Source organism: Microcoleus sp. AT3-D2, assembly GCF_036705715.1.
In the GTDB taxonomy this organism is placed as follows: Bacteria; Cyanobacteriota; Cyanobacteriia; order Cyanobacteriales; family Microcoleaceae; genus Microcoleus.
Map to the genome: position 1 here is coordinate 1 of NZ_JAUBVE010000073.1, position 19,499 is coordinate 19,499.

A 19,499-nucleotide genomic window follows, 5' to 3' on the forward strand; every position below is an offset into this window, starting at 1 on the left:
CTTCGTAGTTCATATTATTAAGCTAATTTTTTCTTTTATTTTACCTAGAAAGAGCGCACTTTCGCAAGAGGTCTAATCTGCCAAAATAATGTCAAAACGTTGTTTTTCCAGCGCCGTGGCAAAGTCTTCTCGAGTTTCCACACACACCAGAGAAAATTGGAGCCCGCCATCCATTAGATATGCCTCAATCAGTTCGGCATCTAGGGGACTGTCTTCTACTAAGAGGATACTGAGCGTTTTCACAAAAATTCCTTTTTCTTAAATATTAATTATCGGACACAAAATTTGAGCGGGCTGTGGCTTTAAGTCAAGCCCAAAAAAGTTTTGGGTTTTGAATGGCATAAAAAAATGTAAAAACCAATTGGTTTCATGAGTTGAGCATTCATATCTCAATCCTAACTTCTAATCAAGTCTATTGCTTCTTGCCGCGGGGTGAACCCCCGCTCTGACTTGATTGGCTAGTACGCTTATTTTTCCTTAACTTTCGTCGGTTTTCCAGGAATCGGCACCGCTGGAGTCTTGCTTGTATGCAGCAGTTTAGCTATACCCTGTTGAACAAATAGTTTCGCGCTTCTGGCTAGAAACAACTAGCTATGTAGTAATTTATCTCGCTTGCTCCTAACTACTGCTACCTCGTTTGGCAGATTATTTTTTTTGTAGTGATGCCCGAGTTAATTCTATATTGCTTTGCCGCTCCTCTCAAGCTCGAATTCGCTTGAATTCTGCCCTTATTTCCTGAATATGGATCAATCCTGTCAAAAAAAGTCAAAGTTGCTGGTCTGTCTGCTTTACTTTTTGCCGAATTTGCCTACCATGCAAGTGTTTCATGGTAGGTAACTGTTGCCTTGTTTATCGCACTCGCCCCTGAAAAATCACAGTTATTATAGTAGCAGCTCGTTATATTGCATCTATCCAAAGATATAATGTTGCAGACACACTGCACTCAACCTGCAGAGATTCCCCTGAATTCGGTAAAACGAACTGCCACCCCGCCGAAAATCTGAGAAAGCTCGATCGACCAATTAATTCCCCATACCAATCCCAGAAAATTTTCTCTGGACTCGCTTGACTTGGACTCCCAGGCTGCCTCTGACCGATCGGCTTATTGATTGAACCGACCCAAAATGTCTTAAAATATACAATACGGTGAGCTGCTGCACAGCCCGCATATATTAAAATCAAGCGCCAACTTGCAATAATTCTTTAAAATAAAGGTACAGCACCGGCGATCCCTAACTCTTCCCCCTCAGAAAGGGTAGGGTTTAGCAGAATTGAAGACGATCGTCTATGGTGACATCCAGTAAAGCCCGTGCAGTTGCTTTAGTCTCAGCTTTATTCAGGTTATTGGGAACCAGTTACGAGGAGATTTGACCCGCCGTGCTCCAACGCATCAAACAAGACTTAAAAAACGACCTGATCGCAGGACTATTGGTAGTGATACCCTTAGCTACCACCATCTGGCTGACAATAACCGTCGCCAGTTGGGTGATCAATTTTCTCACCAAAATTCCCAAGCAGATCAACCCTTTTGATGGACTCCACCCGATTTTGGTGAATCTGCTAAATCTTTTAGTAGGGCTGGCTGTACCCCTGCTGAGCATCTTAGTCATCGGTTTAATGGCCCGCAACATTTTCGGCAAGTGGCTGCTAGATTTTGGTGAACGGGTGTTGCAGGCAATTCCCCTAGCCGGTTCGGTTTACAAAACCCTCAAACAACTGCTGGGAACCCTCCTCAAATCAAACGACAAATTTCGCCGCGTGGTGTTAGTGGAATATCCCCGGCGGGGAATCTGGACTTTAGCATTTGTGACCGGTACGATCGAGAATAACGATATTCCGCCTCACCTTTCCGGCGAAACCCCGATCGGCATTTTCATCCCCACCACTCCCAACCCCACTACCGGATGGTACGCTATAGTCCCGGAGGCAGATTTAGTCAATTTGTCAATGTCGATCGAAGATGCCTTTAAAGTCATCATCTCTGGCGGCATCGTCAACCCCAGCAACTCAGTTCCAGTAACCCCCGAAAACATTAAGGGCAAAACACTCGAACCCTTGGTATCCGAATCAAGATACCAGGCTGTCCCAGTCGAAGAAGACTAAACCAAGACATATTTAGGGGCCCGTAAGGCCGTGTAAACTTTCCCCATAGCAGATAATATTTCGACAAAACCAGCCCAAACCGAGAAAGCCTAAACTCAGAAACCCGGTTTCGAGCATCAATCTTGGGTTTGACAGCCAAGTATCTGTAAACTACCCGCCGCTGGCGAGTCAGACGGCTGGTCTTGTACCGCTTTTAGTCGAGTTTTCTGCTAAAGTTCAAGTCCGCGCACGATCAAAAAACTTCCTAAATTCTCAATATCTAAAAATTATGAAAAAAGCCCGCGAAACAGCACGCGAACTCGCACTCCTCGGCATCAGCCAACTGCCGACGAATCCAGAACTCTTAGAAGCCAAGAAACTGCAAGATGTTCTCCTCGCCGCCATCCGTACCCTGACAACAGAAGTTCAAGAATCCCTAGAAGCAGCAGCATCCGAAGTGCAGCGGAGTAGCGACAAACTGCTTGCTAGCGAAATCCGCGCCGCGGATATACAAAGTGCTAGAACAATGGTGCGGGAAGCAGTCGAACTCACCCAAACCGCAATCAACCGTCTCGGTTCAGCAATGGAGTTTCCAGAACTGATCCAGCTAGCCAACCAGCAAGATGTCCGCACCTATGCTTTGCAAATCCTGACGAAAGTCAGCGCCAACCGTGTTCAAATTGATGAATTGCTCTCGGAAGCCCTTGTAGACTGGCAAATAGAACGGTTGCCCCGGATCGATCGAGATATCATGAGAATCGCGATCGCCGAAATGCTATATCTAGGCTTACCCGAACAAGTCAGCGTCAACGAAGCCGTCCAACTGGCAAAACGCTACAGCGGCGACGAAGGACATCGCTTCATCAACGGAGTCCTGCGCCGAGTAGTCGATAAAATCAACGCAGAAGTTGTTAGTCCCTAGTTCTTAGTCAGTAGTCCTTAGTCAGCAGTCATTGGTCATTAGTGATTGCCAATCCTCAATCGGCTCTACACTAGGGACTGAGGACTAATGACTAATAACTATTCTCTATTCCCCATCAACTATGGTATTTAATTGGTTTCGTCGCCAGTACAGCGAAAGCAAATCTTCAGAAACAGAGGCAACCCCCGAACAGCAGCAAGATGAGTCGGCAAAATCCGCACCGGTTGAGCCTCAAACAGATGCAACAGAGCAAGACTCTCCCGCTGTAGCCGAAGATTATCTCAACTGGGCAAAAGCTGCTTACAAAAATATTCAAAAACAGCAAAAACCAGAAACAGAAGTTTCCGAGACAGCAGCGCCGGATGTTCCAGCAGCCGAAGCAGAAATCGCGACGGTTGCAGAAGTTGCAGAACCAGCGACTATTGAAGCAAGCGATGCGATCGAACTTGAACCAGCACCCACAGCACCAACTGTTGCAGAAGTTCCAGAAGTTGCAGAACCCGCCGCACTTGAAGCAACCGAGGCGATGGAACTCGATGCAGCCAACCCAGCAGAAATTCCCGAAACTCTGCAACCCACAGCCGGGGCGATCAACATTGCACCTATTGCTCAACAATTAGAAGTTACAGCAGAAAATATAGAAATTGCCGAACCTGCAACCTTAGTTGCAGAAACCGAATCACTCGCATCCGACGGCGAAGCAGCCGAAGCCCTGCCTTTTTGGGCCAGAGCTCAGGCCGATCGCATGGATCGCATCGAACGCCTCAAAGAAACCGCAATTGAAGAACCCGACGTAATTGCAGCCGCCGCCGAGAGAGCGGCAATTATCGAAGAAATTCCCGGTTTCGCCTTTGACGAAGGCTTCCTGTGGTCTTCAGAAATCTTAGCAAGTCAAGGCCGCCGGCCAGACCAAGTATCCGTTGAAGAAATCACTTGGCTGCAAAAACTGCGGAAAGGCTTAGAAAGAACTCGCCGCAGCTTAATTAATCGACTAAAGGCGATCGTCGGTCAAGGCCCGCTCAATCAAGACGCGGTAGCCGAAATTGAGACTTTGCTCCTGCAAGCCGATGTCGGAGTCGCAGCCACCGACATCATTATCAGTCGCCTCCAAGAAAGACTCACACAAGAAGTGCTGCCGCCAGAACAGGCTCTAGCCTACCTGAAAACCATTCTGCGCGACATTCTGGACGCTCCCTGTGCCGAAACCGCCGCCGGTAATCCCGCCTACAGCCTGACATTTGCCCCGGAAAAAGAGACTTTTAACATCTGGTTAATCGTAGGAGTCAACGGTGCGGGCAAAACTACGACGATCGGCAAACTGGCCCATATTGCCCAAAAATCCGGCTACAAAACCCTCATTGCTGCCGCCGACACTTTCCGCGCCGCCGCCGTCGAACAGGTGAAAGTTTGGGGTTCCCGCAGTGGGGTCGAAATTATTGCCAACCCAGGGAAAAATACCGATCCGGCTGCTGTCGTGTTTGATGCGATCGCCGCTGCCAGCGCCCGAGGCACAGAACTGCTGATCGTAGACACCGCAGGCCGCCTGCAAAACAAAAAAAATCTGATGGACGAATTAAGTAAAATCCGTCGCATTGTAGATAAGAAAGCCCCAGGCGCTACCGTAGAATCTCTACTGGTTTTGGATGCGACACTGGGTCAAAATGGTTTGCGACAGGCAGAAGTATTTGCAGAATCGGCAAAATTAAGCGGAGTAGTATTGACAAAACTCGACGGTTCTGCTAAAGGTGGTGTTGCCCTAGCAGTAGTGCAGCAGCTTGGTCTGCCAATCCGCTTTATTGGAGTTGGGGAAAGCATCGAAGACTTGCGCCCGTTTTCTAGTTACGAATTTGTGGAAGCCCTACTCGATTTTAGATTTTAGATTTTAGATTTTAGATTGGTCAGGTATCTGTGGTCGTCCCGATTTTTGGAGGCGGATACAGAGGTTCAAAATCTCAAATCCTTAACCTCAAACTACCATCGCAGGACTTGCGCCGATCGCCACCCGGTGGCGAGTAAAAACTAAATATCTAGAAACAATACCTTCGTTCTTTTATTGCTGGGTTGGGATCGAAGCGCGAGCCAAAGCAAGGGTGTCAAATTAAGCTCAAATGTAGTATCAGTCTGCTGTCTGATTGCACAGTCTTCCAGAGCACCCTAGCGCCCCCTGATAGTCGGGGGAGACAGGAAATGGTCAAAGTCCCCCTTCTTGTTAAGGGGATTTAGGGGGTATCTAGACTCAGCTATGAACGAGATTTCTTAAAAATTTCAGACTTAAGTTGATACCAATGTCCTAGTAGCCGACTTACTTCCTCAAACCAAACTACTTGCTCGAAAAAAAACGGGTTTCTGTTCAAGTGGCCCGTAAGTCCTCAATCATTCCTCCTCCGTCTAAGATCGAAAATCACAAATTTAAAATGACTGCTGTGCCTTTGCCTCGCCCCTCACCTCAACCTGCTGACCGCCCTTCGGGTCGCAATTCCACCGACGCGACGCCAGTATTTGCCCTCAAAGAACTGGTGGCGCGTTTGCACCGATATCAGCACAACGTTCAAGATATGTTGGGTTCGCTGGGATTTGCCCTGCGAAGTTTTAACAATCTCAACCAATTTTTGGAGTTGGTGCCTTTAGTAGCGACTCGCGTTACTGACGCCGACGGGGGAGCTTTAGTGCTGTTCAAACCCAACGGTCAAGTCAGGTTCCAGCAGTTGCACTGTCAGGAAGGACGGCAGTGCCAAGATATGCGAAAAGCGCTGGAAATAGCCACCAGGCAAGCTACAGCAGGTGTGGGCGCTACTGCTGGATCGTTTTCGGAAACCTCTGGGCAAACTTCTAGTCTAGACCTGCAAGTCGGTCGTTATTTGGGTTCGGATGTTCATTTGTTTGGGGCGCCAATTTTAGTCAACAATTTGGAACGCGGGCGGCTTTATGTTTTTAGCAGTGACCCGGAATATCTCTGGACTCCCAGCAGACAGAAATTAGTTCGGTTGGTGGCGGATCAAACCGCCGTGGCTATTTGCAAAGACGAACTTACTGTTAAGTTGGCGGAAAAAGACCGCTTAGACAGAGAGTTAGAAATCGGGGCGGAAATTCAATTGCGGCTGCAACCCCGTAGTTGTCCGAAAATTCCCGGCCTTGACGTGGCCGCCCGCTGCCAAACTGCTAGCAGAGTCGGCGGAGATTATTATGATTTTATTCCCGCTGACTATGACCCGATCGGCAAGGAAAATGAGGGGGAACACCCCCCATCCCTAATTAAAAATCTCAAGTCCAAAATCGACAAGGGCCGCTGGAGCATTGTGATCGGCGACGTGATGGGCAAAGGAGTACCGGCTGGCCTGTTGATGACGATGACACGGGGTATGCTGCGGGCGGAGGTTTTGAACCGCCACTCGCCGTCGAGAATTTTGCAACATTTAAACCGGGTTATGCACGCGGATTTGGAAAATTCCCACCGTTTTGTGACTCTGTTTTATTCGGAGTATGACCCGAAAACTCGCGTTTTGTGTTACAGCAATGCTGCTCACCACCCGCCTTTGCTGTGGCAAGCTGCAACTAATTCGATTCTTCAGCTTGATACTTTGGAGGGAATGTTAATTGGCCTGGATGCTGATTCGCATTACCAAGAAGCTCAAGTGCAATTGCAGCCCGGAGATACTATTATTTATTACACAGACGGATTTACCGATGCTTCTAATCAAAGGGGCGATCGGTTTGATGAGGATAACTTGACCTCGGCTTTTCAGTGGGCCTGTCAAAATTACCAGCAGTCTGAAGAAATTTTGGATTATTTGTTCGATCGCGTTCACCAGTTTATTGGCATCGGCAATCGTAACGAAGATGACATGACACTGGTTGTACTGAGGGTAACACCTTTAGCAGGAGAAAATCACCATGATAGTTAATTTAATGCCGGAAATTACTGCTGGATTAACCAGTTCGATAAATTGGAACGATGTCGCTCACGTGGTAGTTTTGAAATCTCATTTGAGTTCGACGGTGGTTTTGGCTCAAAGCTACGAAATTTTTACGAATTTCCAGAAAGCTTGGAACAATTTTGTTTCGACTGGTCAAATAGGAGCTTTTTTTATAGGTATTTTTGTTGGCTGGTTCTTTAAAGGGATTTTTCGTTAGAGTTATTGTCGAACAAGGTATCGGTAAAGGATTTAAAAGGTTTGTAGCCCCAACTTCACTTCTTTCTGATGCAGCAAAAGTTTCACAATTTTGTAGTCAAGACTTCAGTTTTTTGGGGTCAAAAGATGTATAAAAACTTTGTAGTCAGGACTTGAGTTTTTTCTTACAGAATTTGGGAGGGAGGACTAAAGTCTTTACTACAAACCGGAGGAAGGACTAAAGTCTTTGCTACAAATCGGTTTTTCTAGACTTCTGCAACAGAGATATAATCTAGTTTTAGCTTGAGTAATGACAACACAACAAAAAACTTGGAGTCAAAGATTTGAATCGGCGCTGCACCCGGCGATCGCCCGATTCAATGCTAGTATTGGCTTCGATATTGAATTGATTGAGTATGACTTGACGGGTTCTGTCGCTCACGCTAAAATGCTGGCAAAAACGGGGATTATTTCCGCAGCAGAAGGCGAACAGTTAGTCAATGGTTTGGAACAGATCCGCCGGGAATACCACCAAGGACTTTTTGTTCCGGGAGTTGATGCAGAAGACGTTCACTTCGCTGTAGAGAAGCGGCTGACGGATATCGTGGGGGATGCGGGGAAAAAGTTGCACACCGCCCGATCGCGCAACGACCAAGCCGGTACTGATACTCGGTTGTATTTGCGCGATCGCATCGCCGAAATTCGCGAGCAATTGCGGGGATTTCAAGGGGTTTTGCTCGATCTTGCCGATCGTAACGTAGAAACTTTAATTCCCGGTTACACTCATTTGCAGCGGGCTCAGCCGATCAGTTTGGCTCATTACCTGTTAGCTTATTTTGAAATGACCGATCGCGATTGGGAACGTCTCGGCGATATCTGCAAGCGGGTGAATGTTTCGCCTTTGGGTTGTGGCGCGCTGGCGGGGACGACTTTCCCAATAGACCGACATTATACGGCAGAACTATTGCATTTTGACAAGGTTTATGCTAATAGCTTAGATGGAGTGAGCGATCGAGATTTTGCGATCGAATTTCTCGCTGCAGCCAGCTTGATTATGGTACACCTGAGCCGCTTGTCAGAAGAAATGATTTTGTGGTCTTCTCACGAATTTGGATTTATTACGCTCAAAGATAGCTGCGCTACGGGTTCTAGCATCATGCCCCAGAAAAAAAATCCCGACGTGCCGGAGTTGGTGCGGGGCAAAGCGGGGCGGGTGTTCGGTAACTTGCAAGCCTTGTTGGTAGTAGTGAAGGGACTTCCTTTGGCCTACAACAAAGATTTACAAGAAGATAAAGAGGCTTTGTTTGATACCGTAAGAACGGTACAGGGTTGCTTGGAAGCAATGACCATTTTGTTGCGCGAAGGAATCGAGTTTAATGGCTCACGCCTCGCCGCGGCAGTTACGGAAGACTTTTCTAACGCTACAGACGTAGCAGACTACTTGGCTGCCAAAGGCGTTCCCTTCCGGGAAGCTTACAACCTTGTCGGCAAAGTCGTTAAAACTTGCCTTTCGGGGGGCAAACTCCTCAAAGATTTGACACTTGAGGAGTGGAAAGACTTGCACCCAGCCTTTGAGACAGACATTTACAGCGCGATCGCACCTCAGCAAGTGGTGGCGGCTCGCAATAGTTACGGGGGTACCGGGTTTGAACAAGTGAGAAAATCACTTATCGCTGCGCGCGATCGACTCGCCTAAACATCTCGCCTAAACATCGTTGAATTATTGGACAAATTCCCGCTGGCTATCTTTCCTTAGAACGATCGTGTTGTCCACTCTGGTTCTAAGTTCGGCAGATAGCCTGACTCAATTAATCTTCAGCAGCAGCCATGTCTTTGTCTCTGCCGCCACCGCTCATGGCGCCCATCCCACCGCCGTTACCGCCGTCAAATCGTCTTCTCTTGTTGGAGAACATATCTTGATTTCTCCGCTTGCGAAACTTGCGAGCGTATGCTTGATTTCGTTGTGCCTTTTCTTTCTTGAGATTGCGGCGCTTAGCCATTCTGACCTCACTAATAAACATTGACAGTCCCCGGCCTTTCACGCACGGGGATTCTTAAGTTTGACACTCTGTGCACTCTTGGTGACTGAGATTCTTGGTTCAGCGAAGTCACTTGCTTGTGACAGGATTTCTCCAGCCAAAATATAGGTGTCTTCTCCCCAAGCGTAAATTCCGGTATGCCCTACCGTACTCGATCAGTTCTCTTTCTGTAGCTACGTTTTGTTCAAATTTAGCTTTCGTGACGCTCCCACAACAATCGCAAGCGATATGGTTTAGGCTTCTGAGTCCTGTTAAGGAGATCGAGAACTTCCTTCAAGGTACTCCAATCGTTTCCCTCTACGGCGTTTTAAAGTAGTGAGGAACACGTCGGGCCCCACTGATATTATAAAAGGAATTCGTTCGTCTCGTTGTCCACCCCTCCACGGCTCCAAGCTATGCTTATGAGATTATGAACGGGTGGAATCAGGAGTTTGACGCGCCTTTGATCCCACACTAACCTTTGATCGGTATAGTGTGGGGATTCCTGTCTGCCTAGCTAAACCGCAACACCGTTAGGTGTGACTACGCACTCAACTAATCCAGTTAAGTTTTTACGTTGGCTAGTTATACTCAATTTTAGACAGATGACAATCATAGCACACCCGGTACAAGACCCCGAAAAAAGAACACCGGGATTCAAGTCGCTGGGAATCTGGGTGCGATCGGCACGCAATGTTTTCGATCTTCCAGAATATTTCCATAAGCTCTTGACAAAATACGACAATTGACATCCACCCCGGCGTAAACGCACGGGGATTCCTAAGACTCACGACTTAGGTTTCTGCTTCCGTCCCTTACGGGGTGTCGCACCAGCCTTAACAGATTTACTCTGTTCAGGTCTTACAGTCGCTCCACAGACTGACACGGCAAGCCCTGCCGCCAAAATATTTTTTGCCGCATTAATATCTCGGTCATGGCGCGTCCCGCAATTAGGACAATCCCATTCCCGGATATTTAACGGCATCTTGTCAACGATGTGTCCGCAATTACCACACCGTTTTGAACTCGGAAACCAGCGATCAATCTTAATTAAAGTACGATCGTACCAATCGCACTTGTAGTCAAGTTGTCTGACTAATTCCCCCCAACTTGCATCACTTATAGAAGCGGCAAGTTTGGGATTTTTAACCATATTCTTCACAGCTAAGTCTTCTACGGCGATGGTTTGGTTTTCACGCACCAACCGCGTTGTTAACTTGTGAAGATTATCTTTGCTTGCATCAGTAATTTCTTGATGCACTTTCGCTACTTTGAGTCGTGCTTTGTCACGGTTGTTTGACCCTTTTTGTTTGCGACTTAAAGATTTTTGCGCTTTTCTAAGATTGCGATACTTTGCCTTGAATCCTTTGGGATTGGCAATCTTTTCGCCAGTGCTTAGAGTGAGCAAGCTTGTAACTCCCAGGTCGATACCGACTTGATTATCTGTTTTGGGTAATGCTTCAATTTCAACATCTACCAGCAGAGAAACTGACCACCTACCTGATGGTGCAAGCTTTACTGTAATGCTTGATGGTCGGCAACCATCAGGTAGTGTCCGACTCCAACGAATGGGTAACGCTTCTGTGCTTTTTGCTAGGTAGACTTGTCCATCTTTGAACTTAAATGCTGACTTGGTAAATTCTGCACTACCACCGTTGCGTTTCTTTTTGAAGTTAGGATATTGTGCCCGCCCATCAAAAAAGTTGGTATAAGCCGTTTGTAAATGTCTCAAGCATTGCTGTAATGGCACACAGCTAACTTGGTTCAGAAAATCTAGTTCTTCGGTTTTCTTCCATTCGGTTAACATTGAAGAAGTCTCAGCATAGCCTACCCGTTTCTGTTCTGCGTACCAAGCTTCCGTTCTTGTGGCTAAAGCACGGTTGTAGACCAAACGAACACAACCCAAAGTACGTCGCAACAAACTTTCTTGTTCCGGCGTTGGGTAGAATCGATAGCTGAAGGCTTTTAGTGTCATGCTGACCTTAAGTACGCTGTTTCACATACTAGCACGTCTTGTGTGAAATGGTAGAGCTTAACAAAAATTCATGTAAAGCCGTCCTAAAAGGACGGGGTTTGGGCCCTCCGCTTCGCTCCACCCATTTTTTTTGATGACTATTAATCCCGGTGACGTAGCTCCTGTCTTCAGCCTGCCCGACGCGCAAGGCAAGGTCGTCAGCCTTGCAGATTTTCGAGGGCGACGAGTTGTACTTTACTTTTATCCTCGGGACAATACCCCAGGCTGTACTAAAGAAGCTTGCGGCTTTCGCGACATTTACTCAGACTACGAGTCGCGCAATATTTCAGTCCTCGGCGTCAGTACAGACGGGGCCGGGGCCCACGCCAAGTTTGCAGCTAAATATCAACTGCCTTTTCCCTTGCTGTGCGACTTAAACGCCGAAGTTGCTACCGCCTACGGCTGTTACGGACTCAAAAAATTTATGGGAAAAGAATTTATGGGAATTACTCGATCGACCTTCGCGATCGACCCTGATGGTAGGATTGAAAAGGTTTATCGGAAAGTCAAAGCAGAAACTCACGCAGCCGAGATATTAGCAGACTTGCCAGACCTCTCGCCTGAATGAAAAATTAAAAATTAAGACTTTTGAGCTGCCAGCTAACAAACCTGAAATTACTTTCCCCTAAACAAGCTTTTGAGTTTATGCGTCGATTGTGGCAAATTGGACAAACTGTGCTGGGGCTGATTTTTCGACATCCCATCACTGGTACTGCCGTGATTCCCATATTGCCTGACGGGCGAATTGTGTTAATTCGCCGCCGCGACAACGGTCGCTGGGCACTGCCGGGAGGTATGGTGGATTGGGGAGAGGATATTCCGACGACAGTGCGCCGGGAATTAGCGGAGGAAACAGGACTCGATTTAGTCAAAATCCGCCGCTTGGTGGGTGTTTATTCGGCTGCCGATCGAGATCCTCGCCTGCACTCGATTTGTATCGTGGTGGCAGCAGAGGTAGAGGGAAAGATGCAAGTTCAGGATACGCTTGAAGTCAGCGAGGTTGAGGCTTTTTTGCCCGCATCGCTGCCGGAGGGCGCACTCAGCCACGATAACGACCAACACTTACAGGACTATTTTCAAGGCCTAACAACTTTGGCGTAAATCGGCGGGGCATCCAAATTTGAGAAAAGTCGGAAATTACCTCGCTGTCAAAAGTTGTCTGTTATAAATGTGGAATTAATTTTCACTGTTTTCCTACTTTTATTCACAATCTCTGAACATTAAATTAATCATCTTTTTATTACTAAATATTTAACCGGATGTACTCACCGCTACGCAATTCTCGGGTCAAACTCTCTGTAGGGCAAATCTTTTGGCACGAAGTCGGTCAAGGCCCGAATTTAGTATTTTTGCACGGTTCTTGGCACGACAGCAGTCAGTGGCTGAGGACGATCGAACATTTGAGCCCCTACTACCACTGCTTCGCACCGGATTTGCTGGGGTTTGGCGACTCGGAACGCCCGAATCTTCATTATTCGATCGACTTGGAAGTAGAATGTCTCGCCCAATACCTCGATACTTTGAAGTTGCGACAGGTTTATTTAATCGCTCACTCTGTGGGCGGCTGGGTGGCTACCAGCTACGCTATCAAATATCCCGATCGAGTTCAGGGTTTGGTGTTGTTGGCCCCAGAAGGCGTCAAGGTTGGCAACCGACGGGCGCGCTGGCAGACGGCTAGCTGGCTGATCGGCCAACCTCCGCTGGCTGTCTGGTGGCTGCGATCGATCTATCCAATTGCTAAGTTGCTGGGTAGCCAAAACAAGATTGACGGATTGCTAAAGTTCAGACAGCAGTTGATGGAGTCCCCAGTTGCCGTGCAGTTGCTGTTCGGGCGGCGGCGGGCTGAAATTACAGCGGAATTAGTTGATGAGAATTTACCTTTGCTGAAAGCGCGTGTTTTGCTGTTGCACGGTTCTGAAGATACTCCCGCAGCTTTGTCTCTGTGTCAATCCTATGCTGCTCTGGCTCCTAATGCCGAACTACAATTAGTCAGTCCGGGGGAAAGCAATTTGCCGCAGGAAGTCCCGGATGTTGTTGCTAACTATATTCGCGAGTTTGCTAGGTGAATTGGGAATTGGGAATTGGGAATTGGGAATTGGTCATTGGTCATTGGTCATTGATAAAATGACAACTGACAACAGTCAACAGTCAACAGTCAACAGTCAACAGTCAACAGTCAACAGTCAACAGACTAATTCCCCAAAAAATGGCTTCGGGTGCGTCAATTACTGCGGAAGCTGTATCTGGAAAAGCTGAGGTGAGATATTGTAATAGCAAAGTGCGATCGCCCCCCGTGGTCGCAATTTTGCTATCAGGAAACAAACCCCGCCAATCTTCAATAAAATCCCTAACTCCTGCCACCGTCGCATACACAACTCCGCTTTGAATTGCCCCAGCAGTATCTTTCGCCCAGCGGTGCGGGAGATTTTGTGGTAAAGTGACTAAGGGTAAGGCAGCGGTTTTTTTACCGAGCGACGATAACTGCAAACCCAAACCTGGTAAGATTGCCCCCCCAACTAAATACCTATTGACATCAGCCCCAGTAAATGTTAAAGCTGTACCAGCATCTATAAGTAAAACAGGCCAACCCAATTGGTTGCCAGCGCCCAGTACAGCCAAAGCTCTGTCAATTCCCAGGGTAGGATAGATTCCCCCGATCGGCAACTGGTCTAAAGTAATAATTCGGACATCTGGATAACTCTGCCAAATTGCTGTTTGCTGGGGAACTACTGAAGCCAAAATTAGAGGCAGTGGCACGAAAGAAAGTGTGTGAGGATTAGAAAAAGCGGGAGTAGCAGGAAGACAAAGGAGATTTTGAGCAGATATTTCCTCGATCGACCTCATTACTGTTTGCACCAAATATTCTGCCTTTTCCTGCTCCGAGAGCGGGGAAACAGTATCAGCATTGAGATGCTCTGTATCCCATGTTTTCTTCAGAGTTTTGCCCACAAATAATCCCCAGTGCAGTCGGGAATTGCCGATCGCTAAAGCTATATTAATCTGGCCTTTACCTTTCCATCCAGAAGTAATGTTATCGGTGCTTGCTGGCGAACGAAAATTGTCGGGAATTGAATTTTCCATGTTGATCGAGTCGGCGCAAACATTGAACTAAAGATAGATTTTAGATTAATTTTACGCTTAACCGGGCGGTTAACTCTATTTGACATCTGACCAAGTTCCATGCAGCGCACCAATTAGTATTGTGGGCGGCAGAGCGCATACTTGCTAAATATAAATATTTGTAAAGCAAATAATTGCTTTGCTCATGCTGCATCCTTTATAATGTCTTAAGATATTCCAAAAGTCCTGGTAGCTGCGATGGGGCTGTTGGCGGGGTAAGCACAGGTTTATAAAACCAGACTCAATCAAAATACTGTACAACTGCTGAGTAAATATGTCTTTAAAAATACAAGAACACGAAAACCCCTGGCACAGAGTAACTTCGCGGTTGCCTGAATCTGAAAACTGGATGCAGGAAGAAAGTCTTTCGCTGCCGGAAGTAGACCAACAAAAAGCCCTAATCGTGCAGATGCAGCAGCAAGTTCAGTTATCAAACTTGCTGAACCAAATTAATAACGAAATTCGCAGTACACTCGACATAGAAGAAATTTTGACATCGGCCTGCCGATTGCTGGGGCAAGCGTTACAGTGCAGCCGCGTGAGCATTTTAGTCAAAGAATCAAATACAGAAAAAACTTTAGTCACGCGCGGAGAGTACAACGCGGGAGACTATCCGATCCAACTGGGAATGAAAGTACCGATGACTGACAATCCGCATTTGGCTGCAGTCGTGTCTCAGCAAGAGTCCCTAGCTGTGACGAAGTTTGTCGATTTTCCGGGATTGAACCCACAAACCAGAAAAATTGCCGAAGCTTTGGAGATTAAGTCAATGCTGGCAGTAGCTACTCGCTATCAAGGTGAAGTGAATGGCATAATTGGCTTGCATCAGTGCGATCGCGAACGGGAATGGACTGATTGGGAAAGGCAGCTTTTAGAAGGGGTAGGATCGCAATTGGCGATCGCGATCAATCAAGCCAAACTCTATAGCAAAACCCGGCGCCAGGCCGAACGAGAATCGCTGCTACGGCTGATCGGCAACCAAATTCGCAGTACCCTGGATCTGGGAACTATTCTGGAAACAGCGGTGAGGGAAGTCCGCCAAATGTTGCAGTGCGATCGAGTAATTATCTATCAGTTTCAAGACAACTGGCAAGGAAAAGTTGTTGTTGAAAACATGACTGTTCCTTGGCCTTCAATTTTAGGAGATATGGGGGCTGATAAGTGTTTCCGGGGAGATTACGCCGATCTTTACCAGCAAGGGCGAGTCAAAGCAATTAATGATATTTTTAATGCTGGTTTAGAGCCTTGTCACGTCGATTTCTTAGACCGTTTGCAGGTAAAAGCTAATCTGATTGTGCCGATAGTTACATCAAGAACTGAAGAAAATACCTCCGACACAGCCGGAAGCTATAATCCTAAATTTCCAGGTAGGCTGTGGGGTTTGCTGATTGCTCACGAGTGCCGGGATACCCGCAATTGGCAGCGGCAAGAAATGGAGTTGCTATCCCAGATAGCCAACCAAATGGCGATCGCCATTCAGCAAGCAGAACTTTACAGCCAAGTCCAAGATGCTGCGGTAAAATCTCAAGCTCAAACCCAGCAGTTGCAGGCTGCATTAGAAGAATTGCGATCGGCGCAGCAGCAATTGATTCAAAGCGAAAAAATGTCAGGTTTGGGGCAAATGGTAGCGGGAATTGCTCATGAAATTAACAACGCCAACAATTTCATCCACGCTAACTTGTTTCACGCTCAAGAATACTTTAAAGCGTTGAACCAAGCTCTAGAACTGTCAGGAAATGCCTGCCCGGAAGCAGCAGAAGCAATTGTCAGAATCAATGAAGAACTAGAACTCGATTACATTCGAGAAGACTTTGGTAAACTGCTCAATTCAATGCGGGAAGGCAGCGGGAGGATTCGCTCGATCGTGATGACGCTGCGAAATTTTTCTCGTTTAGACCACGCTGAATTAAAACCAGTAGATTTGAATGAAGGTTTAGAAAGCAGTTTCTTGATGCTGCAAAATAAGCTAAAAACCCATATCAAAATAGACAAGCAATACGGCAGTTTGCCGCCCGTCCAATGTCATGCCAGTCAAATCAACCAAGTATTTTATAATTTGATTGACAATGCTTTAGATGCGCTCCAGTCAACGAGCAAACCGGGAGAATTAACCATCCGCAGTTGGCAAAGCGAGCCGGACTGGGTAACAATCTCTGTCCGCGACACGGGAACTGGCATTCCTGCGGAAATTCAAGACAAGATTTTTGACCCGTTTTTTACTACTAAACCTGTGGGTAAAGGTACGGGTTTAGGACTTTCAGTGTGCTATCAGGTAATTGTTCAAGCTCACGGTGGCAAGCTGAGTTGCGTCAGTCAGGTTGGCGAAGGAAGTGAGTTTATTGTAGAGTTGCCCCTGACAAATCAGAGGAGGGTAAGTGCATAATTCCTGCTTTAGTCAGATTAATGCCCAATGCCCAATCCCCCATGCCCAATTCCCCATGCCCGTGGATTTATAAGTAATTAACCCGGCTTGATATTAATTGTCAACTTGCTGCTGGTAGGCGTAATATACAGCCTCTAAAAAGAGATTAGCATCAACTTTTGTCGGCAGTTTTCCCAAACCAATGATTTCTTTAACCTGAGTAGCCAGTTGTTTGCTCAATTCATTTCTGGCATTAGGTATCATAGCTTCGCGCCGCTGCAAATACTCTCGAACTACAGCAAAATCTTCTGGCAGTAAGCGGGAGATATCGGTATCGATCAGCAATTTTTTTGCCAGGGATTGAGCCGATGTTGATACTTTCAATGCAGTAGTTGTCAGAGGTTGTTCTTCTTGAATTACCAGGGTGCCGGCTACCAAATCTCCTAAACGTTTTTCCCGCTGGCTGAACACTATAAAAAATACCCCTATAAAAAATAAGTCGTCAAAAGGCCGGATCAAAGCCCGCAGTGTTGATTGCTGAAGCCTGACTGGACGGCCGTCATCCCTAATTACTCGGATTTTGACACGACGCTTGCCTGGTGTTTGACCAGACCACACCGTTTCATAAAATACAAAGTAACCTACATAAATGAAAAAACCAATTAATGCCTGAACTGCTATCAACCAGAGTTCTAAGCCATTGGTACTTCCTAGCAACTTTGCGATCGTCTCCAGCAACACTGAATTAAATATCAGCGCACCTAATAGAAACACTAATATCATCAAACCCAAAATGATATAGTCTATCAGCAATGCGTATGCTCGGTTGCCAATTCCCGCTAAGGTAAATTCGAGTTCTACACTTTCGGGAGTGTGGAGAGTGAAGCGATTAAAAAGTGGCATAAATTTGAGCAAATTTTATGTTTTGACAGAGGCTGAATTAGCGATCGCGCATTTGCAAACCTAAACCTTCTTTGCGGCTGCGGAGGTCGTAGTAGATAATGGCTTTCATAGCCTGCCAAAAAGGAGCCACAAGCGCACCGCTGCCAAAGCTCAATACCAAAATCATAAGATAATAAACTAAGTAAAATATACCAGATTCTGCGCCCAAGACTTTACTTAAAACAACTTGAACGATCACAGTAAGTATCTGCACAACAATCGTGATCGGGAGTGAAACCAAAATGCCCACAAAAACTATCCACTGAATGCGTCCCACCGACCCCTTAGTTAACTCCCAACTGCGACCGATTGCTGAACTAGCGTCTATATTATTTTCGATCGCCAGCGGCACTTCAATAATCAGCAAGCGAGATAAAATTCGGATATATATAATTAAGAAAGCAATGACTGCAACTACCAGGAAAGCTGCAGCAAGTGTGAAATTTTGCCCAAAGAGCGCACCAGCACCCATTCCCACAAAGAACATCGCGATCCCGCCTACGAAGGATACCCCAAGGTAAATCAAAAATGTTAATATACCCGCCCATAAAAAACTCCACATCCGAGGATTCACCTCACGGCGAGCATCACTGACAGTCTCTGGATTTTCCCTAACTTCACCGAAAGCCACACGAGAAATGAGCGCTGCGATCGCAGAATATTTAGCCCAACCGTAAATCGGAACTAACAACCACAGATAAGCTGTTAACGCCAAACCAAAATATGACTTAAAATGGTCGCGATAAATCCGCAAGCTAGCACTAACAACATTACCGACGCTCAAGGGGCCTGTTTGTCCAGAAGAACTAAGATTTTTAGGCATGACTGGATGGGTATAATTGTGTACGGCAGAAAATTTACAACTATCTTAAGCTATATCTAATAGAACTTAGAGAAAACTTTATGAATATTCAACGTTGGATCGCGCGGCGGGAACCCGACTGGAAACGGTTGGACACTCTTTTACAGCAAGTGGAAAAAAAGGGGCTAAAGTCCTTACCTGCGTCTGAAATCAGGGAATTAGCGAGTTTGTACCGTTCTGTTTCGGCGGATTTGGCTAGGGCGAGGACAAATGAAGTCGGTAATATTTTGTTACAAGATTTGCAAAGGTTAACTTCTCGTGGCTACACCCAAATTTACCAAGGTTCGCGCCGCCAAGATTGGGAAGCTATGGTGGAGTTTTGTCGCTGGGGTTTTCCGGCTACGGTACAGGAGACGTTTGGTTATACGGCGACTGCGACGGGTATTTTTTTAGTAATGGCGTTAATTGCTTGGTGGTTTGCTTGGCAAGATCCGGCGTTTTTGTCCCTAGCAGTTCCTGGACATTTGATTAAAATGGTACGCGATGACGGGAAATTGTGGATGGGTTCAATTGTGGGAATCGAACCTTTAGCTTCTAGCGGTATTATGACTAACAATCTATCCGTATGTTTTGCTGCTGTTGGGGGAGGGATAGTTGGCGGTCTTTACACTGTTTATATTATGGCATTTAATGGAGTGATCATCGGCGCGATCGCCAGTTTAGTAGCTCAACACAATTTAGCTTACCCTTTTTGGGCCTTTGTATTTCCTCACGGTTCCCTGGAATTGCCAGCGATTTTTTTAGCTGGCGGCGCTGGTTTAATCATCGCCAGGGCTATCTTTTTTCCTGGCAAATATCGCCGTGCTGATGCCATGAAGTTTTACGGTACTCAAGCTGCACAATTGCTATTTGGGATTGTGCCGATGCTGGTAATTGCTGGTACGATCGAGGGTTTTTTCTCGCCAAATCCGGCAATTCCCGATCCGTTGAAGTATTTGGCTGGGATCGGGTTGTTTGCGCTGTTGGTGATGTATTGCAGTAAAAGGCGATCGGCTGAAGTTCCTAGTCATATCATGTCCAGTTGATTCGTGCTTGTATGCGCGGGGCGGGTTTATGAAACTGTTGGCT

The 19,499-nt window shown here is 46.6% G+C and carries 18 protein-coding genes; 12 read left to right on the forward strand and 6 right to left on the reverse strand.

Annotation, left to right across the window (positions count from 1 at the left end; translation table 11 throughout):
• Nucleotides 1-72: 72 nt before the first annotated feature.
• Nucleotides 73-243 carry a hypothetical protein gene (locus QUB44_RS24260; RefSeq protein WP_333371468.1) on the reverse strand — a complete coding sequence of 57 codons (171 nt, stop codon included), beginning with the start codon at nt 241-243 and terminating at the stop codon, nt 73-75.
• 1,134 nt (nt 244-1,377) lie between these two features.
• On the opposite strand from QUB44_RS24260, the gene QUB44_RS24265 reads away from it, so the two are divergent.
• The 6 genes from QUB44_RS24265 to argH all read left to right on the forward strand — a co-directional run bounded on the left by QUB44_RS24265 (nt 1,378) and on the right by argH (nt 8,809).
• Nucleotides 1,378-2,103 (forward strand): DUF502 domain-containing protein, encoded by a 726-nt coding sequence (locus QUB44_RS24265; RefSeq protein WP_333161124.1) that lies wholly within the window; start codon nt 1,378-1,380, stop codon nt 2,101-2,103.
• A gap of 268 nt (nt 2,104-2,371) precedes the next feature.
• Entirely contained in the window at nt 2,372-3,004 is a 633-nt protein-coding gene (nusB, locus tag QUB44_RS24270; protein ID WP_333037246.1) for a transcription antitermination factor NusB, read from the forward strand.
• 121 nt (nt 3,005-3,125) lie between these two features.
• Entirely contained in the window at nt 3,126-4,883 is a 1,758-nt protein-coding gene (ftsY, locus tag QUB44_RS24275) for a signal recognition particle-docking protein FtsY (protein WP_333371470.1), read from the forward strand.
• Nucleotides 4,884-5,418: 535 nt separating this feature from the next.
• A complete protein-coding gene (locus QUB44_RS24280; protein ID WP_333371473.1) occupies nt 5,419-6,906 on the forward strand; it encodes a PP2C family protein-serine/threonine phosphatase in 1,488 nt (495 codons plus the stop codon).
• A complete protein-coding gene (locus QUB44_RS24285) occupies nt 6,896-7,135 on the forward strand; it encodes a hypothetical protein (protein ID WP_333371475.1) in 240 nt (79 codons plus the stop codon). The genes QUB44_RS24280 and QUB44_RS24285 overlap by 11 nt, the downstream gene beginning before the upstream one ends.
• Nucleotides 7,136-7,423: 288 nt before the next feature.
• The gene (argH, locus tag QUB44_RS24290) at nt 7,424-8,809 is read left to right on the forward strand and encodes an argininosuccinate lyase (RefSeq protein WP_333371477.1); all 1,386 of its coding nucleotides are present in this window, start codon (nt 7,424-7,426) and stop codon (nt 8,807-8,809) included.
• A 112-nt stretch (nt 8,810-8,921) separates the two neighbouring features.
• On the opposite strand, the gene QUB44_RS24295 is transcribed toward argH, so the two are convergent.
• Nucleotides 8,922-9,113, reverse strand: coding sequence for a hypothetical protein (locus tag QUB44_RS24295; protein ID WP_190738786.1), 192 nt, complete (start codon nt 9,111-9,113; stop codon nt 8,922-8,924).
• 623 nt (nt 9,114-9,736) lie between these two features.
• On the opposite strand from QUB44_RS24295, the gene QUB44_RS24300 reads away from it, so the two are divergent.
• A complete protein-coding gene (locus tag QUB44_RS24300; RefSeq protein WP_333371479.1) occupies nt 9,737-9,880 on the forward strand; it encodes a hypothetical protein in 144 nt (47 codons plus the stop codon).
• 38 nt (nt 9,881-9,918) lie between these two features.
• On the opposite strand, the gene QUB44_RS24305 is transcribed toward QUB44_RS24300, so the two are convergent.
• On the reverse strand, nt 9,919-11,106 hold the full coding sequence (locus QUB44_RS24305) for an RNA-guided endonuclease TnpB family protein (RefSeq protein WP_333371481.1): 1,188 nt from the start codon (nt 11,104-11,106) through the stop codon (nt 9,919-9,921).
• Nucleotides 11,107-11,239: 133 nt separating this feature from the next.
• On the opposite strand from QUB44_RS24305, the gene bcp reads away from it, so the two are divergent.
• The 3 genes from bcp to QUB44_RS24320 all read left to right on the forward strand — a co-directional run bounded on the left by bcp (nt 11,240) and on the right by QUB44_RS24320 (nt 13,211).
• Entirely contained in the window at nt 11,240-11,713 is a 474-nt protein-coding gene (gene bcp / locus QUB44_RS24310; RefSeq protein ID WP_333371483.1) for a thioredoxin-dependent thiol peroxidase, read from the forward strand.
• A 77-nt stretch (nt 11,714-11,790) separates the two neighbouring features.
• Entirely contained in the window at nt 11,791-12,246 is a 456-nt protein-coding gene (locus tag QUB44_RS24315) for an NUDIX hydrolase (RefSeq protein WP_333371485.1), read from the forward strand.
• 158 nt (nt 12,247-12,404) lie between these two features.
• On the forward strand, nt 12,405-13,211 hold the full coding sequence (locus tag QUB44_RS24320; RefSeq protein WP_333371487.1) for an alpha/beta hydrolase: 807 nt from the start codon (nt 12,405-12,407) through the stop codon (nt 13,209-13,211).
• Nucleotides 13,212-13,314: 103 nt separating this feature from the next.
• On the opposite strand, the gene QUB44_RS24325 is transcribed toward QUB44_RS24320, so the two are convergent.
• Nucleotides 13,315-14,226, reverse strand: a complete 912-nt coding sequence (locus QUB44_RS24325; RefSeq protein WP_333371489.1) for a pantothenate kinase — start codon at nt 14,224-14,226, stop codon at nt 13,315-13,317.
• A 313-nt stretch (nt 14,227-14,539) separates the two neighbouring features.
• Here QUB44_RS24325 and QUB44_RS24330 point away from each other — a divergent pair, with 313 nt between their 5' ends.
• Nucleotides 14,540-16,648, forward strand: a complete 2,109-nt coding sequence (locus tag QUB44_RS24330; protein ID WP_333371490.1) for a GAF domain-containing protein — start codon at nt 14,540-14,542, stop codon at nt 16,646-16,648.
• A 93-nt stretch (nt 16,649-16,741) separates the two neighbouring features.
• Here the strand turns inward: QUB44_RS24330 and QUB44_RS24335 are convergent, their stop codons facing one another.
• On the reverse strand, nt 16,742-17,530 hold the full coding sequence (locus QUB44_RS24335) for an RDD family protein (protein ID WP_333371492.1): 789 nt from the start codon (nt 17,528-17,530) through the stop codon (nt 16,742-16,744).
• A 37-nt stretch (nt 17,531-17,567) separates the two neighbouring features.
• A complete protein-coding gene (locus QUB44_RS24340; RefSeq protein WP_333371494.1) occupies nt 17,568-18,392 on the reverse strand; it encodes a DUF975 domain-containing protein in 825 nt (274 codons plus the stop codon).
• Between the two features lie 80 nt (nt 18,393-18,472).
• Here QUB44_RS24340 and QUB44_RS24345 point away from each other — a divergent pair, with 80 nt between their 5' ends.
• On the forward strand, nt 18,473-19,456 hold the full coding sequence (locus tag QUB44_RS24345) for a stage II sporulation protein M (RefSeq protein WP_333371496.1): 984 nt from the start codon (nt 18,473-18,475) through the stop codon (nt 19,454-19,456).
• The last annotated feature ends 43 nt before the right edge of the window (nt 19,457-19,499 follow it).

Excerpts from the sequence above, each read along its gene's own strand:
- nusB (WP_333037246.1), top strand. The coding sequence starts at position 2,372 with ATGAAAAAAGCCCGCGAAACAGCACGCGAACTCGCACTCCTCGGCATC.
- ftsY (WP_333371470.1), top strand. The coding sequence starts at position 3,126 with ATGGTATTTAATTGGTTTCGTCGCCAGTACAGCGAAAGCAAATCTTCA.
- QUB44_RS24280 (WP_333371473.1), top strand. The coding sequence starts at position 5,419 with ATGACTGCTGTGCCTTTGCCTCGCCCCTCACCTCAACCTGCTGACCGC.
- QUB44_RS24285 (WP_333371475.1), top strand. The coding sequence starts at position 6,896 with ATGATAGTTAATTTAATGCCGGAAATTACTGCTGGATTAACCAGTTCG.
- argH (WP_333371477.1), top strand. The coding sequence starts at position 7,424 with ATGACAACACAACAAAAAACTTGGAGTCAAAGATTTGAATCGGCGCTG.
- QUB44_RS24295 (WP_190738786.1), bottom strand. The coding sequence starts at position 9,113 with ATGGCTAAGCGCCGCAATCTCAAGAAAGAAAAGGCACAACGAAATCAA.
- QUB44_RS24300 (WP_333371479.1), top strand. The coding sequence starts at position 9,737 with ATGACAATCATAGCACACCCGGTACAAGACCCCGAAAAAAGAACACCG.
- QUB44_RS24305 (WP_333371481.1), bottom strand. The coding sequence starts at position 11,106 with ATGACACTAAAAGCCTTCAGCTATCGATTCTACCCAACGCCGGAACAA.
- bcp (WP_333371483.1), top strand. The coding sequence starts at position 11,240 with ATGACTATTAATCCCGGTGACGTAGCTCCTGTCTTCAGCCTGCCCGAC.
- QUB44_RS24315 (WP_333371485.1), top strand. The coding sequence starts at position 11,791 with ATGCGTCGATTGTGGCAAATTGGACAAACTGTGCTGGGGCTGATTTTT.
- QUB44_RS24320 (WP_333371487.1), top strand. The coding sequence starts at position 12,405 with ATGTACTCACCGCTACGCAATTCTCGGGTCAAACTCTCTGTAGGGCAA.
- QUB44_RS24325 (WP_333371489.1), bottom strand. The coding sequence starts at position 14,226 with ATGGAAAATTCAATTCCCGACAATTTTCGTTCGCCAGCAAGCACCGAT.
- QUB44_RS24330 (WP_333371490.1), top strand. The coding sequence starts at position 14,540 with ATGTCTTTAAAAATACAAGAACACGAAAACCCCTGGCACAGAGTAACT.
- QUB44_RS24335 (WP_333371492.1), bottom strand. The coding sequence starts at position 17,530 with ATGCCACTTTTTAATCGCTTCACTCTCCACACTCCCGAAAGTGTAGAA.
- QUB44_RS24340 (WP_333371494.1), bottom strand. The coding sequence starts at position 18,392 with ATGCCTAAAAATCTTAGTTCTTCTGGACAAACAGGCCCCTTGAGCGTC.
- QUB44_RS24345 (WP_333371496.1), top strand. The coding sequence starts at position 18,473 with ATGAATATTCAACGTTGGATCGCGCGGCGGGAACCCGACTGGAAACGG.